The organism is Duganella phyllosphaerae (assembly GCF_001758785.1).
Lineage (GTDB): Bacteria > Pseudomonadota > Gammaproteobacteria > Burkholderiales > Burkholderiaceae_D > Rugamonas > Rugamonas phyllosphaerae.
This window is the reverse complement of record NZ_LROM01000065.1, coordinates 1-17,015: the sequence shown is the minus strand read 5'-3', so window position 1 is coordinate 17,015 and position 17,015 is coordinate 1. Positions and strand designations below refer to the sequence as shown.

Below are 17,015 nucleotides of genomic sequence, written 5' to 3'. Positions count from 1 at the left end.
ACGGCCACACGGGAGAACTTCTTACCATGCGCAAACCATCTTACCGGCCCCGGGGCCTGGACCAGTAACATTATGATCACAAAGCGCACCAAAAAATTATATTGCATGCAATCATCTCTGTCTATATCGCATTGCAGCATTTTTTGGCGGCCCACCTGTCTCGAGCAAAAACGTCGGGTTAGCTGCGCTGGCGCGCCTCGATCTGCTCCCACTTTTCCAGCGCCGCCAGCAACTCTTCCTCGATCTCGGCCACGCGCGTGTTCACACGCTTGGCTTCGCTGGCGTTCTTCTTGTAGAAATCGGCATCGCTCAGCTGCAGGTTCAGCGCGGTTTGCTCGTCTTCCAGCGCGGCGATCAGCTTGGGCAGTTCGTCGAGCTCGCGTTGTTCCTTGAAGCTGAGCTTTTTGGTCTTGGCGGCCGGGGCGGTGGCAACTGCTTCGACCTTGGCTGGCGCCGGACGGGCGGCAGGCTGCTTGGCGATGGTGTCGCGCACGCGCTCCCAGTCGGTATAGCCGCCGACGAATTCGCGCCAGTGGCCCTCCCCTTCGGCCACGATCACCTGGGTGACCACGTTGTCGAGGAAGGTACGGTCGTGGCTGACCAGGAAGACGGTGCCCGTGTACTCTTCCAGCAACTCTTCAAGCAACTCCAGGGTGTCGATATCGAGATCGTTGGTCGGTTCATCGAGCACCAGGCAGTTGGCAGGCTTGGCGAACAGGCGCGCCAGCAGCAAACGGTTGCGCTCGCCACCTGACAGCGTCTTGACCGGCGAACGCGCACGCTCGGGCGAGAACAGGAAATCGTTCAAATAGCTCATCGAGTGCTTGCGCTGACCGTTTACTTCCACCCAGTCGCTGCCCGGCGAAATGGTTTCGATCAGGCTCGCTTCTTCATTGAGCTGGGTACGCATCTGGTCGAAGTACGCCACTTGCAGCTTGGTGCCAAGCTTGGCGGAACCGCTGTCGGGCGCCAGTTCGCCGAGGATCATCTTGAGCAAGGTGGTCTTGCCGGCGCCGTTGGCGCCGATCAGGCCGACCTTGTCGCCGCGCAGGATGGTGCCGGTGAAGTCGTTGATGATGACGCGGTCGCCAAAGCGCTTGCTGACGTTTTCCAGTTCGGCCACGATCTTGCCCGAGCGTTCGCTCGAGCCCACTTCGAGCTTGACCTGGCCCTGCTGGTCGCGGCGCACGCTGCGCTGCATGCGCAAGGCCTCGAGGCGGCGCACGCGGCCTTCGTCGCGCACCCGGCGCGCCTTGACGCCCTTGCGGATCCAGACTTCTTCCTGCGCCAGGAATTTATCGAACTTGGCGTTTTCCACCTCTTCGTTTTCCAGCTGCTCGGCCTTGCGCACCTGATAGGTCGTGAAATTGCCCGGATACGACAGCAGGCGCCCACGGTCGAGTTCGATAATCCGGGTGGAGACATTGTCGAGGAACGAACGGTCGTGGGTAATGAACAACACGCTGCCACGGAAGTCGCGCAGCAGGCCCTCGAGCCAGACGATGGAGCTGAAGTCGAGGTGGTTGGTCGGTTCGTCGAGCAGCAGCACGTCGGGCGCCGAGACCAGCGCGCGCGCCAGCGCCACGCGCTTCTGCATCCCGCCCGAGAGCGTCTTCATCAGCATGTCGCCGGTCAGGTTCAGTTTGTCGAGCACGGTTTCCACCTTGTTCGACAGGCTCCACGCATCGGCGGCGTCGAGCTTGACCTGGATGTCGTGCATGCGTTCCATGACGGCGTCGTCGTTGCCCTGGCCGAACTGGCCGGTCAGCGCATCGTATTCCTTGAGCAAGCCTGGCAACTCGCCCATGCCGGACGCCACGGCGTCGTGCACGGTCATTTCCGGATCAAACACCGGCTCCTGCTCGACGTACGCGATTTGCAGATTTTGTTGCATTACCAGCAAGCCGTCATCCAGCTTGAAGCGGCCGGAGATAATTTTGAGCAAGGAGGACTTGCCGGTGCCGTTGCGGCCGATCAGGCCGACGCGCTCGCCGGTTTCCAGCGAAAACTCGGCGTGGTCGAGCAAGGCAACGTGGCCGAAGGCCAGTTGGGCCGAAGAAAGGGAAATGACTGCCATAGGGAGTGAACTATGCGCGATACGCCGTGGCGCCGCGTCGTGGTGATGAGAGAAGCTAGCATTGTACCGATTGTCGGATCATCGGTGCCAGATAACGACAGTAGGACCCAGAGTGGGGCCAGGTTTGGAGCTGTCGCCGCGTATTGCAATAACATATTATCTATTGCCGCGCATAACAAGGTATAGTGAAGAGGAAGTACCAAAAATATAAGATAGTTTTCTAAAAAAACATTTTGCGCAGGCCCAAAACATGTCCAAAACCAGTATCCAGACCGATATCAGCGGTCTGCGGGCGCTTAGCGTCGTCATCGTGGTGCTCTACCACTTCAACCTGAAGATACTCAGCGGCGGCTTCATCGGCGTCGATATCTTTTTTGTCATCTCCGGTTTTCTGATGAGCAGGATCATCGTGGACGCCATGGGGGCGGGTCGTTTCCACTACGGCCAATTCCTGCTGCGGCGGGCGCTGCGCATCGTGCCGGCACTGCTGGCAATGTCACTGGTACTTCTGGCGCTGGGGGCAGCGCTGCTGCCGCCGAGCGACCTCGCCAGCATGGGGACACAGGCACTGCGGGCGTTGCTGTTCGTGTCCAACTACTACTACGCTGGCCAGCAGGGGTATTTCAGCGAAGGTGTGGACGACCGTTGGCTCCTGCACACCTGGTCGCTGTCGGTGGAATGGCAGTTCTACATGTTGTATCCCGCCATCGTCTGGCTGGGCTTGCGCATCACCCAGGCCGTCGGCGCCACGCCGCGCGCCTTGACATTCTACTTGCTGGCCATCGCTATTGCTTCGCTGGCGCTGTGCCTGCTCGTCGACCACCAGAGCGCATTTTTTTCAGTCCTGACGCGGGCCTGGCAAATGATCGCTGGCGGCCTGGTGTACCTAATGCGCGACAGCGTGGCGTTGCGCGCGCTACAGAAACAAGGGCGCGCCCGCATACTCAGCTACGCGGGCCTGCTGGTCATCGGGTTGACGGCCGGGCTGATCCATCACTGGCAGCTCGAAGCAACCTGGCCGGGTCCATACGCTCTGCTGCCCGTGGCTGGCGCGTGCATGGTGCTGGCCGCCGGCTACCAGCGCAATATGCTGCTCAACCACGGCGTCATGCAAAAACTGGGCGCGTGGTCGTACTCGATCTACCTGTGGCATTGGCCGGTAGTGATCGCTTTCACCATGATCGGCCTGATGGACGAAGCGCCCAAGCTGGCCAAACTAATCGGCATCCCGCTCTCGATCGCGCTCGGATACCTGTCCTACCGTTACGTGGAGCCGATGCGGCCGTTGCGCGCGGTTCCGCCGTTGCGCGCGGCGCTGGCGATGGGTGCAGCCAGCGTCACGCTGTGCGGCTTGGCTGTCACCTACAGCGGCACTAAAGGCTTGGAAATGCGCACGCACGACCCGGAACTGTACCGCGCCATCGCGGCAGCCACCGGCTTGCACACGTATGCGTCAGAATGCGAAAACTCCGGCGCGACCCGCGACCGGTTCTGCCACCTGAACCCGAACCAGCCCGGCGACAAGATTCTGGTGCTGGGCGACTCGCACGCCGGTCACCTGTATCCGTGGTTCGTGCAGCACAGCCGGCGCGACACCACGTTTTACGTCAAGTCGGGCTGCCCAGTAATTCCCGGCTTCGAGCGCATCGGCTTGGATAACCACTGCCGCGAATACACCGAGCAGGCATTCCGCTTGGCCGCTTCGGGCACGTACCAGACCGTCATTGTGTCGCAGAACTGGTCCTTCTTTTCCCCGCAGGCCACGGGCATTTGCAGCATGGAAGGGGGCCGTTGTGTGACGCCACGCGCGTCGCCCCACCCGATGCTGCCGGTCGAACGCACGCGGGAAGCGTTGCAGCGACTGCTGGCTGCCGGCGTACGGGTGGTGGTGGTCGATGCGACACCCTGGTTTGCCTTCAATGTTCCCAAGTACGTCGAGCGCTCACTGTTCTGGCGCGACACCATCGACGCCCGCGTTGCCTCGCCGAATCTGATCGCCGACAACGTCGAGTTCGACCGCCTGTTTGCCGACCTCTCGCGCCAGCCTGGCTTTTCCCTGGTTTCATTGCGCAACGAGCTGTGCCAAGCTTCGCAGTGCACGATCTTCGACGCCCGACAGCGCATACCGGTATTCGTCGATAAGAGCCACCTGAATCCAAGGTGGATCGAGCGCAACGGCCAGCAATTCCAGCGCTTTGCCGGCGCGCCCGGCATTCAGACTGCTCCTGCAAGCAAATAGGCCGGTTAGCGATACTTTAAACACATGCGCAGGAAGACCAGGATGTCCCAGGTGTAGCGGCGCAGCAGGCGGCGCGGCTCCAGGCTCAGGCGGAACAACCATTCGAGCCGCAGGCGCTGCATCAGGCGTGGCGCGCGCGGCTTGTCGCCGGCCCAGAAATCGAACAGCGCCCCCACGCCCATCCAGATCCCGCCCTCGAGCGCGGTGCGGTGCTCGAGGATCCAGCGCTCCTGGATCGGATTGCCCATCGCCACCAGCACCACGTCGGCGCCGCTCGCATGGATGCGCTGGTCGATATCGGCGGCCGTGCGCAGGCCGTCGTAGCCGTCGCAACTGCCCACCACCTGCTGACCCAGCCGCTGCTGCACGTGGGCCACGGCGCGCGCCAGGATCTCCGGCTTGCCGCCCACCATGAACACCTTGAGCGGACGCGCACTGCGGGCAAACAGCAGCGGCGTGAAGTCGGTGCCGTTGAGATTGTCCGCGAAGCGCTTGCCGTGCAACAGCTTGGCGGCGATGTCGAGACCGATGCCATCGTTGACCAGCAACATGCCGGGGTCGTTGACGTGATCGAGCAGGAAGCGGCACTTGACCACCAGGTTGGTGTTGGCATAGAACAGCACCGTCTGTTCGCCGCGCGCCAGCCGGCCCAGCAGGCGTTCGGCCAGCGCGTCGCCCGTGGTGCTCAGCACGGGAAACTGGCTGATCGACAAAATCTCGGCGCGTGCTTCCATGGTCAACCTGCCGAGCGTACGAGCGGTGCAGCGGCGCGCAGGTCGGCCTTGAGCAGCTCGACTTTTTCCAGCATGCGGCTGTGCGCGCGTTCCATGTTGGCGTCGCCGCTCAGCTGCGGCTCAATCCGGCTGAGCTTGAGCAGGCTCTCGGCCGCGCCTTGCGCAAAACGCTTGGGCACCAGCCGCAGGAAGCGGCGGTTGGCGCGGATGCGCACCACCAGCGCCTCGTTGGGGCCGGCTTTTTTCATCAGCGCCTCCACCATGCTGGACGCCGCCAGCGGTTGCGGCCGCAGGTCGAGGTCGAGCGCCGAGGCCCAGTCGAACCACTTCATGTGATGGCGCTGCTGGATCGGCTCCACCGCCACGAACGGCACCCGCAGCGCATCGGCCACGATGGCGCCGTGCATCGCTTCGGTGATCAGCAGCTCGGAACTCAAAATGTCCTGCAGGGTCTGGTCGACGGTGGCGGTCGGGTCGATGTAATGGACGCCGGCCAGCTGGCACGCCAGCCGCCAGTTGCCATCGTAGGTGCTCTCGAAGTGCGGCATGAACGACACCTTGTGCACCTTGGCGGGGCGCTCGGTGATGCACGAGCGCAGCAGGATGGCCGAGTCGCCCAGCGCCATCGACGGGTCGAGCTTGCACTCGCGCGCGGTTTGCAGGCCGCGCACGAAATAGAATTTCCACTTGTCGTCGATCACCGGCAGTGGCGTGTAACCGCCATAACCGGCGCCAAACACGATCTTGTTGGCCTGTTTGGGATGCGAATCGAAAATGATCGAACCGATGCCGAGGAACATCTCGTTCGGATTGTCGTCCCAGACGCCCGGCAGCAGCTTCGGCCACATCCATGGATTCAGGTCATCACCAAAGTTCGGCTTGTCGCCCCGGTAGTAATAGAGTTTCATTGTGTTTAGTCGAAAGAAATGGTTAAGACAAATTACGCGGCTTTGGTACGAGAAATGACGTTTTTAACGATACTCAACAACTCGTCGGCAGCAGTGCGGTACAGCAGCATGACCAGGGTGATGAAGGTTGCCACCACCACCAGGCCGCCAGCGATCAGACGCAGAAGCAAATTCCAGTCCATCACCACGTAGTGGCGCACCGCATACCCGGCCGCGGCCGACAACAGCGCCAGACTGACCGGGCGCAGCAATTGCAGCGCGTAGAACCGGAACTTCATGTGCAGGGCCTTGCACACCTGGTACACCACCCAGCCCCATAACACGTAGGCGCGGATGACGATGGCGGCGGCAATGACTTCGATGCTCTGCCCGGCCACCATGCTCAGCACGATGATATTGGCCACCACCTGCATCACCTGGTAGCGGGTCCATACGCCCGGCTTCCACATGCTGCGCAGCAGCCCGCCCTGCAGGATGCCGATGGTCTGGATAATCCCCAGCAGCAGGAACCAGCGGTACACCGGCACGGCCTGCTCCCATTTCGGGCCGAACAGCAACGGCACGAAATCGTCGGCGGTCACCCACAGCGCAGCGATCAGCGGCAACACCATCATCGTCACCAGCCGCACCGCTTTCAGGAACGCCGCCTGCAAGCGCTGGCGGTCGTCCTGCATCTGCGAAAACGCCGGCAGCGAGACGTTGGACGTGGCGCCAACGAGCACCTCGATGATCACATCGTTGAGACGCTTGCCGAAACCATACAGGCCCAGGTCGGCCAGGGTAAGGCGCGACGCGATGAAGAAACGGTCAACGGTCTGTCCCAGCGCTTCCATCAATTGCCACATGATCACGTGCGGCGAATAGCCTTTGAGCAGCAGCAGGTCGGCGCGGTGCCAGCGCAGCGCATAGCGTTGCTTGCCGGTGTACAGCAAGGCGACCGCACTCAGCAGCGACGTGACCAGCTGCGAAATCACCAGCGACAGCATGCCGAAACCGAGGAACAGCAGCGACACGTTAACCACGGTGGAAGCGACGTTGGCCATGATCGACACCCGCGCCAGGAAGCGGAAATCGAGCTGGCGCACGCGCAGCGCATTGGGCACCGACATGGCCGTATCGATCAGCAGCTTGAGCGCCAGCACCACGATACACATGCCCACACCCGGAGTTTCGCCACCGCGTTCGAGGTACAACGCCACCCCGAGCATCACCGCGCACAGCACGGCCCCGACCATCACGCTGAAGGTGAACACGGAGTTGATCAGGCTGTTGGTCAGTTCCTTGGCCTGGACTACCGGTTCCTTGTAGGCATTCATTGCCAGCCACTGGGTGCCAGTCAGCACCATCATGGCCAATAAAAAACTACCGTATTCGTTGGGCGACACGAAGCGGCCCACGACTGCAAAATTAATCAACGACATCACGGCAGTAGTACCCTGCCCGACAATCGCCCAGATCGCGCTGCGACCTACCTGTCTGCTAAAACTCATATGAATGGTAACCGCTGAATGTTGCTGTGCAAAAAAAATATTGCTGAAGGGATCTAAAACATGCCTGCCGTGTCCACTGCACTGGCTTATCATCTTTCCGAATCATAACACCATGACAATACCGCACGACATTTTACTCTAGCGTCCCGTGACACGTCGGCTATAATGCCGTCGCGTCCTCCCCGTAGCACAATGGATAGTGCACATGCCTCCTAAGCGTGGGATACTGGTTCGATTCCAGTCGGGGGGACCACCTTCCGCACCCGCCTCGCCCTCGCTCCCCCTCCGCAACATCTCTCCCCGCATAAAACCAGGTTCACATGATGGCTTATTTTGCAATGCAATATATTTTTATTGGCAAAAATTTCGACCAAAAGTCGTGAAACTGGCGCGCACGATTGGACGACCTTTGAGATTTCTCTTAAGCTAAGTATGGACTTTTTGATACGTATCTAGGAGGAAACATGTCAGGCGAGGCAATCGCTTACCAGGGATCCGGCAGCCGACTTGCCTTTATCGACATCGCCAAAGGGCTGGGCATCATCCTGATCGTGCTCGGGCATAACCCGGCTTTTTTATTCCGCTTTCCCGATGTCGCCGATTTCCTGATGGCCTTCCGGTTACCGTTTTTCTTCTTCATGGCGGGTGTGACATTTTCGGCCCAGACCAAGACGCTCAAGCAGGTAGCGCTCCAGCGCGCCGATGCCTGGCTCAAGCCGGTCATGGTGGTCGTGGTCATTTCCGGCCTGCTGCACGCGGTGTTTGGCGAACGCTCGCCGCAAACCATCTTGCTTGGCCTGATCTACCCCGCCGGCTTCACGCTCAATCCGGTGCCGCTCTGGTTCCTGGCGCACCTGTGGCTGCTGTACGTCTTCAGCACCCTGCTGCTGCGCGCGGACAAGCTGTTGCTCGACAGTCCGCTCAAGCGCGTGGTGTTACTGATTGCCCTGGCCGCTGGCGGCTACTACGTGATGGACGCGTTCGTCGATGCGTCGGTGGTCCCGGCGTGCCGCAACCAGTCCGAGTTCAGCGCCTCGCTGCTTGCCTGCGGCCTGCCGTTCAGTGCGGACCTGCTGTTGATGACCAGCTTTTACTTTTTACTTGGGAATTTTCTGGCGGCAAGGGTCAAGCAATTCCGGGTTCACCTGGCCTGGGCGCTGGTGGCGCTGGTTGCGATGGCGATATTCCAGTTCGGGTTCAGCTACACCATCGATTTCAACCTGCGCCACTACGACACCCCGGTGGCAACCACGCTGCAGGCACTATGCGGCATCTACCTGATGCTGTGCGTGTGCACCTTGCTGTGCCGGATCGAGCCCGCTGCCCGAATATTGCGGTACTTCGGCGCCGCCAGCCTGTTCATCCTGCTGTTCCACGTCAGTATTTTGCACACGATTTTGCCTCTGTTGCAGCGCGATATCCATTCGAGCGTCATCATCGTCGCGCTGTCGGTACCATTGGCGCTGTGCTTGCCGGCCCTGATGTGGGAATTGTGCAAGCGCAGCAAGGTGCTGTCGGCAATAATGCTGCCACGTAAGTGGCAGCGCACTGGTGGACAGAACGCGCAGCAGCATGACCCGGCGGCAGCGGCGGCGGCTACCGCACCTGTACAGAAATCATAAACATTGCAATTATTTCTACACACCTATACCATAATGCAACTAGTATCACGCCAGCCTCTGCTGATGTCTCCCTGAATAACCATGGTAAAACAAATGAATCGTCAGCCTGACAGTCACCAAGTTCAATTTTTGTCGATAAAGAATAAGAGCCTCCAGTGCCTGGCGTCGTTTGTTCTGTGCGTGGTATTTCTGTCGTTGACCGCAGCCTGGAACCGCTTCCCTTTCGTGTTCTCCGATAGCGGCACGTATATCGACGTGGCGATTACCCACTTCTGGCCTGGCGACCGCAGCGCCCTGTACTCGCTGTTCATCTATCCGCTGCACTTGAAGCTCACGCTGTGGCCGGTGGTGCTGGTCCAGGCGGCCATGACCTGGTACCTGGTGCGCGTCTTCTTCCGCACGTTTGCCCATGCATTTCGCGAAGAACAGGTGGTGCTGTCGGTCCTCGTGCTGGGCCTGTGCTCGAGTGCGCCGTGGTTCGTGGGCCAGATCATGCCCGATGTCTTTGCCGCCCTGCTGATCCTGGCGATCGCCACGGCCGTTATCGGCCAGGATCGGCTGGCCCGCTTCGATCGCGTGGCCATCCCGCTGCTGATCGCGTTCTTCATCACTACCCACCTGTCTTACCTCATCATCGCGTCGGGCACACTGGCGCTGTGCCTGCTGATCCGGTTGTTGTCGGGCCGGCCGACGCCGCCGCTGGCGCGTGTATTTACCAAGGTGAATATCTCGATGGTGGCGGCGATCGCGCTGGGCGTGCTGACCATGTTGTCGTTCAATATTATTACCAAGCGCGGTGCGACGCTGGCGTCCACCGGCAACGTCATGTTGCTCGGCAAGCTGATCGACCAGGGCATCGCCCTCGATTACATGACCGAAGCCTGCCCGTCGCGCGCCTGGCCGATTTGCGCCACCTTGCCCGAACTCAAGCAAATCAAGGCGCGCGCAGTCGCCCAGGGCAAGCCCATCGGCGCGGTGTCGGACACGTTCCTGTGGGGCGGACCGCTGGTGCAGCTTGGTGGCATGACGGTGGTCAGCAAGTATGCATCGGAGATCACCAATGGCGCCATGCGCGCCTATCCGTCGCAATTCCTGCAGGAGGCCTTGCGCGGCTTCCTGGCGCAGACCGTCACCTTCCAGGTGGGCGACGACATGATCCGCTACAACCCCGACACCAGCATTCACCAGATCATCGCGCGCCATTTCGACGCCGATACCTACGCGGCGTTCCAGTCGTCGCGGCAGTACCAGCAGCAGCTGCACGTGGACCGCTTCCGCATCGCCGACAACGTGCTGCTGGGCCTTTCCGCGCTGGTGGTCGCCGGGTACCTGCTGCTGCACTGGCGCAGCAACGTGCCACTGGCGCAGTTCACGCTGGTCGTGTTGGGGGGCATGGTGCTCAACACCATGGTCACCGGCGCCCTGTCGGCGGTCCACGACCGCTACGGCAGCCGGGTGAGCTGGCTGGTGCCGCTGATCGCGCTGTTCATCATCTCGGAATATATAAGAAACAAGACTGGTACCGTGCGTGTAGTGGAGACCGGGAAACCGCGCGATGCGATGTCGCCTGCCCGCAGCGTGTAATCAGAAAATATCGCCGTGGCACAAGCGCCCGGCCCTTCCAAGTTTTTTTAAAGGCTAGTCAACATGTCGTTCAAAGCTGAACTGTATTCGGATGTCACGGTTGCGGTGCTGGTGCCCTGCTACAACGAAGCAACCACCATCGCCAAGGTCGTCCGCGACTTCAAGGCTGCGCTGCCCAACAGCACCGTCTATGTCTACGACAACAATTCCAAAGACAACACAGCCGGCATCGCCGCCGCCGCTGGCGCAGTGGTCGTGCACGAAGCGCTGCAAGGCAAGGGCAACGTGGTGCGCCGCATGTTTTCGGACATTTCGGCCGACGTCTACATCATGGCCGACGGCGACGATACCTACGATGCCTCGGTGGCGCCGCAGATGATCCAGTTGCTGCTCGATAAAAATCTCGACTGCATCAACGGCGTGCGCCATTCGACCGAGATCGAAGCCTACCGCCAGGGCCACAAGTTCGGCAACTGGATGCTGACCACCATCGTGGCCAAGCTGTTCGGTAATTCCACCAAGGACATGCTGACCGGCTATCGCGTGTTTTCGCACAAGTTCGTCAAATCGTTCCCGGTGGTCTCCCAGGGTTTCGAAATTGAAACCGAACTGACTGTGCACAGCCTGGAACTGCGCATGCGCAGCGAGGACGTGGATACCGCCTACGGCGTGCGGCCTGAAGGTTCGGCCAGCAAGCTGAGCACCTACAAGGATGGCATGAAGATCCTCTGGATGATCTTCAAGCTGATCAAGCTGGAACGCCCGACGCTGTTCTTCAACACGGTCAGCCTGGTGTCGGTGGTGCTGTCGCTGGCACTGTTCTATCCGGTGCTGATGGATTACCTGCACACCGGACTGGTGCCGCGCCTGCCAACTGCCATCCTGTCGGGCTTTGTCATGCTGCTGGCCTTGTTCAGCTTTGCCGTCGGCCTGATCCTGGCATCGGTGACCCAGGGACGCCGCGAGACCAAGCAGCTCAGTTTCCTGGCTACGCCACGCCGGGCGCCCAAGCCCGGGATCGGGTCTTGAACCAGCAGTTCCTGGTCAAGTTTGTCAAGTTCGGACTGGTGGGCGGCGGCGTCGCCCTGTTCGACGCGGCATGCTTTTGGCTGGCCTTAAAACTGTTCCACAACAGCGTGATCGCCCGCACCGTCAGTGTACTGCTGGCCATCACGCTGTCGTGGCTGATCAACCGCCGGTTCACCTTCCACATCACGGCAACGCCGCTCAGCTGGCAGGAATGGTTGCGCTTTGCGCTGTCTCAATTTCCCGGCGCTTGCACCAATGCGCTGGTATCGGTGATTGCCTTCCATTACGTGCCGTATGCGCAGAACAACCCCTGGCTGTCGGTCGCTTGCGGCAGCGCTGCCGGACTGACAATCAATTTCCTGATGGCGAACTTCTTCGTCTTCAAACGGCCGCCAAGCCAGCCATAACGGCAGCGCAGCATTTGCTGCGCTGCACATATTTTTCCTGTTGAGTTCGCCGTTAAGGTATAGTTCGAGCAATAAAAATTAAAACAAGTTAATTGTTTTAATGTAAATGCTGGAACAAATCACTTTAACGGCGCCCATGTCCAACTCCAAACTCCAGACCGACATCAACGGCCTGCGCGCAATCAGCGTGCTGATGGTGGTGCTGTACCACTTCAACTTGCGTATCGCAAGCGGCGGCTTTATCGGCGTCGATGTGTTCTTCGTCATTTCCGGCTACCTGATGACCAAGATCATCTTCGACGGCATGCTGGCCCGGCGTTTTCACTATGGGGAGTTCCTGCTCAAGCGCGCGCTGCGCATCTTCCCGGCGCTGTTTGCAGTGGTGCTGGCGCTGCTGCTGGCCGGCGCCGTGCTGCTGCCGCCGGCGGACCTGGACAACCTGGCCGCGCAATGCCTGCGCGCGCTGCTGTTTGTCTCCAATACCTATTACGCCGGCCAGCAAGGGTATTTCAGCGCCGGCCTCGACGACCGCTGGCTGCTGCATACCTGGTCGCTCTCGGTCGAGTGGCAGTTCTACATGCTGTATCCGCTGATCATCTGGGCCGGTCTCAAGCTCGACGCTTTGGCCGGCGCTGACGGGCGCCATCGCGTATTCAAGCTGTTCCTGGCCGCGATTGCCGCCGCCTCGCTGGCGCTGTGCATCGTGGCGGACAACCAGAGCGCCTTCTTCTCGGTGGCAACGCGCTCGTGGCAGATGATCGCCGGCGGCCTGGTGTACCTGGCGCGCGACCTGTCGTGGCTGCGGCCGCTGCGCGGCCGGGTGCCCAGCTACGGCGGCGTGGCCCTGATACTCGCGTCGCCGTGGGTGGTGCACATGCTGCAACTGGAGCAGCGCTGGCCGTCGTACTATGCGATGCTGCCGGTGGCTGGCGCCTGCCTGCTGCTGGCGGCGCGCTTTGAAAACAATGTGCTGCTCAATAACCCGGTCATGAACCGGCTGGGCGCCTGGTCGTACTCGATCTACCTGTGGCATTGGCCGATCGTGATCGCCTTGACCATCTCCGGCCTGGTCGATACCTCACCGAAGCTGGCCAAGCTGGTGGGTATTCCGCTGTCGATCCTGCTCGGCTACCTGTCGTACCGCTACATCGAGCCGATGCGGCGACTGCGCGCGGCGCGCGCGGTCCCGGCGGCAGCGGCGCTGTGCGCGGCAGGCGGCGTGCTGCTGGGCGTGTCCGCCATCTACAACGCCACCGGTGGCCTCGAACAACGCGTCAGCGACCCGGCCGTGTTCCAGGCCACCACTGCGGCCAGCCGCGCCGCCACCTATCCCGAGCAGTGCGAGAACCGCATGGCCGACAACAGCCGCTTCTGCCACCTCAACCAGGGCAGCACCGGCAACAAGGTGCTGGTGCTGGGCGACTCGCACGCCGGCCACCTGTACTCGTGGTTTGCGGCCCACAGCAAGAGCGACACGACGTTTTACGTCAAGTCCGGCTGCCCGGTGATCCCCGGCTTCGAACTGAAGGGCCAGGACCGCAGTTGTCGCGCCTACACCAAGGCCGCCTTCGCGCTGGCGGCTTCGGGCGCTTATCGGACCGTGATCTTGTCGCAGAACTGGACCGGCTTTTCGCCCACGGCCACCGGGATTTGCACGGTGGAAAACGGGCGTTGCCTGTCGCCGGCCGAGGCAGGCGATACGCAACTGCCGGTCACGCGCACCCGCGCCGCCCTGCAGAATCTGCTCGACAAGCACATCCGGGTGGTGGTGGCCGACGCCACGCCGCAGTTCTCGTTCAACGTGCCCAAGACCATCGCCCGCCAGTACTACTGGCATCACAAGCTGGTCACGCGCGCGCCATCGCCGGAGCTGCTGGAGAAAAACCGCGAGTTCGACCAGCTGTTCGCCCAGCTGGGGCGCGATCCGAACTTTGCGCTGGTGTCTCTGCGCAAGGACCTGTGCCAGGGCGTGGCGTGCCGCGTATATGACGACCGCAACCGGATGCCGGTGTTTATCGATAAGGACCACTTCAACCCGGCCTGGATAGCCTTGCACGGCGAACGGTTTGCGCCGTTCGTAGCCACCGCATTGCACTGATGCATCAAGCCGTACAATTGTGATATCCATAAAAATATATTTCACAAAAGCAGCGGATTGCCCTATAATAAGTTTCATAAAAGCACTTACATATTCTCACGGTCAGTTACAGCCTTCTATCTTTCAAGGACTGTACATGAGAACTCGCGCCAACTGGCTCGGCCGCATTATCGCTACTACCGTTGTTCTGGGCACCATTGCAGCAGGCGCTGCACAAGCGCAAAACACTTATACGCACATCAACACCTTCGGCTCGTATTACCGGCCGTTTGCCGCTGATTCGCTGTGGAACCTCAAGCCCGTCGACCCGGTGCTGGGGACCAACGGCGTCAAGAAGCCGTTGATCAACCTCGACTGGATTCCGTCCATCGGCGACGGCGCCTATTCGGTCAAGGTGTTCATGGCCAAGGCCGGCGATCCGGCAATGACGGTGATCGGCACGCTCGGCCTCGCTGGCGTGGGCGACCCCGACACCGGCAATTACCGCACCATTAAAATTCCGCGCTGGCCGGCCGACGTGGCGCCGGCTACCGGCGAAGACGGCCACGCCGAAATCATCGATACGGTGACCGGCGTGATCCACTCGTTCTACCAGTTGCGCAAGGTGGGCGGCAAGTGGCGCGCGACCATGTATTCGTGGACCCGCGTCGATGGCCGTGGCTTCGGTAATCCGTCGCACTGGAGCCAGGGCGCCCGTTCGGCCGGCGTGGCGCCTACCGCCGGTCTGATCCGCTTGCACGAGATCAACGACAATCGCTCCCATTACCGCCATGCGCTGGCGATGTCGCTGCCATCCCATACCCTGGCCAACGGCATCACCCATCCCAGCTACGTCTATCCGGCCACCACGGCAGACACCTCGGCATGGCTCAATACCGGCGTGATTCCACTGGGCGCGCGGCTGATGTTGCCGGAATCGTTCGACACCTCCAAGCTCAGCACCAGCGCACTGCGCAAGATCGCCAACACCCTCAAGCTGTACGGCGCCTACGTGGTGGACCGCAACTACGATACGGCGTTCCGTCTGTACGTGGAAAATGGCGCCAGTTTCAGCATCATGCCCAACGGTACCTGGAATACCAGGGTCGTCTCCGACCTCGACAAGATCCGCGCCGGGCTGCGCGAGGTGGTGAGCGTGGGCAGCTACGCCGATGACAACAATGCCGCCAAAGCGGCCAGCACCGTCAAAGTGGCGGGCGAGGCCAGGAGCCTGCTGTCGATGCGCGGCGACTGGCTCGTGCCCGGCACCTCCACGCCGGCCAATGCCGCTTACGACACCTGGCTCGAGAGCGTGTCGTTCCCGACCACGACCAAGAAAATCAGCACGGTCAACTACAGCAACGGCATCAGCAAGGTCACCGGCTCGATGCCAGCCGCCAAAACGCCGATGCGCTTCACCGCGCGCACCGCCGGCGGCGCGCTGATCCGCCTGCAATTGTGGGACGGCAGCTCGCTCGCTTACGACAGCGGCTACCTGGCCGACGGTTCGTTCGCGTCGTTCACGTGGCCTGCCGCTACGGTATCGGTGCGGCTGCTGGCGCAAAGCGGCGTCGGCACCGCCTCGCGCGCGCGCGGCGTACTCGTCACCGAGTAAGCCTGGCGAGTTGGCAAGTGATAGGTCAGGTCTCCGGCACCACCGCGGTGACCTCGATCTCCACCCGGGCGCGGTCCTCCACCAGCCCGGCCACCTGCACCGCCGTCATGGCCGGGTAGTGGGCGCCGATCACCTCGCGGTAGGCGGCGCCCACCGCCTTGTAGGCCCCCGTGTATTCCTTGGTGTCGAGCACATACCAGGTCATGCGCACGATGTGCTCGGGCCCCGCTCCCGCTTCGGCCAGCACGGCCACGATGTTGTGCAGCGCCTGGCGCACCTGGCCGGCGAAATCGTCGGTGTGGAACACGCCTTGCGCATCCCAGCCGATCATGCCGCTGACATACACGGAGCGCCCGCTGGCGGCCACGCCGTTGGAATAGCCGCGCGGGCGCGGCCAGCCTGGTGGCAGCAAGAACTCCATCACACTTCCCCTTTCATTGCGGCGGCCTCGCGCAGCAGCTCGCGCGCGATGATCAGTTGCTGCACTTCGGTGGCGCCTTCGTAGATGCGCAGCGCGCGGATTTCGCGGTACAGCCGCTCGACCGGCTGCTCGCTCACCACGCCCAGGCCACCGAACATCTGCAGCGCGGCGTCGATCACCTGCTGCGCCGTTTCGGTGGCGGTGAGCTTGGCCATGGCCGCCTCTTTGGTTACCTTGCGCCCGCAATCGCGCTGCCAGGCCGCGCGGTAGGTCAGCAGCGCGGCGGCGTCGATGCCGGTGGCCATGTCGGCCAGCTTGGCTTGGGTGAGCTGGAAGTCCGACAGCATCTGGCCAAACATCTGGCGCTGGGTGGCGTGCGCCAGCGCCTCGTCCAGCGCGCGGCGCGCAAAGCCCAGCGCAGCGGCGGCCACCGACGTGCGGAAAACGTCGAGCGTGGACATCGCCACCTTGAAGCCCTGCCCCGCCGCGCCGACACGCTGCGCGGCAGGGATGCGGCACCGGTTGAACCGCAGGCGTGCCAGCGGATGGGGGGCGATCACGTCGATGCGTGCGGCGATCTCGAAGCCGGGCGTGTCAGCATCGACGATAAAGGCGCTGATGCCGCGCGCGCCCGGCTGCTCGCCGGTGCGCGCGAACACCACGTAAAAGTCGGCGATGCCGCCGTTGGAAATCCAGGTTTTTTCCCCCTCTAAAATATAGTGATCACCGTCAGCCGTGGCCGCGCACTGCATGGCGGCGACGTCGGAGCCGGCCTGCGGCTCCGACAGCGCAAACGCGGCAATCGCCGCGCC

At 61.7% G+C, this 17,015-nt stretch carries 13 protein-coding genes and 1 tRNA gene; 8 read left to right on the top strand and 6 right to left on the bottom strand.

Annotation, left to right across the window (positions count from 1 at the left end; genetic code table 11):
- Positions 1-178: 178 nt before the first annotated feature.
- The gene (locus tag DUPY_RS07215) at positions 179-2,077 is read right to left on the bottom strand and encodes an ATP-binding cassette domain-containing protein (protein ID WP_070247153.1); all 1,899 of its coding nucleotides are present in this window, start codon (positions 2,075-2,077) and stop codon (positions 179-181) included.
- A gap of 250 nt (positions 2,078-2,327) precedes the next feature.
- Here DUPY_RS07215 and DUPY_RS07210 point away from each other — a divergent pair, with 250 nt between their 5' ends.
- Positions 2,328-4,316, top strand: a complete 1,989-nt coding sequence (locus DUPY_RS07210) for an acyltransferase family protein (protein WP_070247152.1) — start codon at positions 2,328-2,330, stop codon at positions 4,314-4,316.
- Positions 4,317-4,321: 5 nt separating this feature from the next.
- Here the strand turns inward: DUPY_RS07210 and DUPY_RS07205 are convergent, their stop codons facing one another.
- From DUPY_RS07205 to DUPY_RS07195, 3 genes are read right to left on the bottom strand one after another with little or no spacing between them, the layout of a single operon-like run.
- The gene (locus DUPY_RS07205; RefSeq protein ID WP_070247151.1) at positions 4,322-5,050 is read right to left on the bottom strand and encodes a WecB/TagA/CpsF family glycosyltransferase; all 729 of its coding nucleotides are present in this window, start codon (positions 5,048-5,050) and stop codon (positions 4,322-4,324) included.
- Between the two features lie 2 nt (positions 5,051-5,052).
- A complete protein-coding gene (locus DUPY_RS07200; protein WP_070247150.1) occupies positions 5,053-5,958 on the bottom strand; it encodes a polysaccharide pyruvyl transferase family protein in 906 nt (301 codons plus the stop codon).
- Between the two features lie 32 nt (positions 5,959-5,990).
- A complete protein-coding gene (locus DUPY_RS07195) occupies positions 5,991-7,448 on the bottom strand; it encodes an oligosaccharide flippase family protein (protein WP_071651595.1) in 1,458 nt (485 codons plus the stop codon).
- Between the two features lie 178 nt (positions 7,449-7,626).
- Here DUPY_RS07195 and DUPY_RS07190 point away from each other — a divergent pair.
- From DUPY_RS07190 to DUPY_RS07160, 7 genes are all read left to right on the top strand, one after another.
- Positions 7,627-7,701, top strand: a tRNA-Arg gene (locus DUPY_RS07190).
- A 211-nt stretch (positions 7,702-7,912) separates the two neighbouring features.
- The gene (locus tag DUPY_RS07185) at positions 7,913-9,070 is read left to right on the top strand and encodes an acyltransferase family protein (RefSeq protein WP_070247148.1); all 1,158 of its coding nucleotides are present in this window, start codon (positions 7,913-7,915) and stop codon (positions 9,068-9,070) included.
- Between the two features lie 195 nt (positions 9,071-9,265).
- Entirely contained in the window at positions 9,266-10,654 is a 1,389-nt protein-coding gene (locus tag DUPY_RS07180) for a hypothetical protein (protein ID WP_167359041.1), read from the top strand.
- Between the two features lie 63 nt (positions 10,655-10,717).
- Complete coding sequence (locus tag DUPY_RS07175) at positions 10,718-11,683, top strand: glycosyltransferase family 2 protein (RefSeq protein WP_070247146.1); 966 nt, start codon at positions 10,718-10,720, stop codon at positions 11,681-11,683.
- The gene (locus DUPY_RS07170; protein WP_070247145.1) at positions 11,680-12,090 is read left to right on the top strand and encodes a GtrA family protein; all 411 of its coding nucleotides are present in this window, start codon (positions 11,680-11,682) and stop codon (positions 12,088-12,090) included. The genes DUPY_RS07175 and DUPY_RS07170 overlap by 4 nt, the downstream gene beginning before the upstream one ends.
- A gap of 136 nt (positions 12,091-12,226) precedes the next feature.
- Positions 12,227-14,188, top strand: a complete 1,962-nt coding sequence (locus DUPY_RS07165) for an acyltransferase family protein (RefSeq protein WP_070247144.1) — start codon at positions 12,227-12,229, stop codon at positions 14,186-14,188.
- Between the two features lie 136 nt (positions 14,189-14,324).
- Positions 14,325-15,782 carry a hypothetical protein gene (locus tag DUPY_RS07160; protein ID WP_084640580.1) on the top strand — a complete coding sequence of 486 codons (1,458 nt, stop codon included), beginning with the start codon at positions 14,325-14,327 and terminating at the stop codon, positions 15,780-15,782.
- Positions 15,783-15,807: 25 nt separating this feature from the next.
- Here the strand turns inward: DUPY_RS07160 and DUPY_RS07155 are convergent, their stop codons facing one another.
- Positions 15,808-16,203 (bottom strand): RidA family protein, encoded by a 396-nt coding sequence (locus DUPY_RS07155; RefSeq protein WP_070247143.1) that lies wholly within the window; start codon positions 16,201-16,203, stop codon positions 15,808-15,810.
- Positions 16,203-17,015, bottom strand: an 813-nt coding sequence (locus DUPY_RS07150) for an acyl-CoA dehydrogenase family protein (RefSeq protein WP_070247142.1), incomplete at its 5' end; no start/stop codon positions are given. The genes DUPY_RS07150 and DUPY_RS07155, both read right to left, overlap by 1 nt.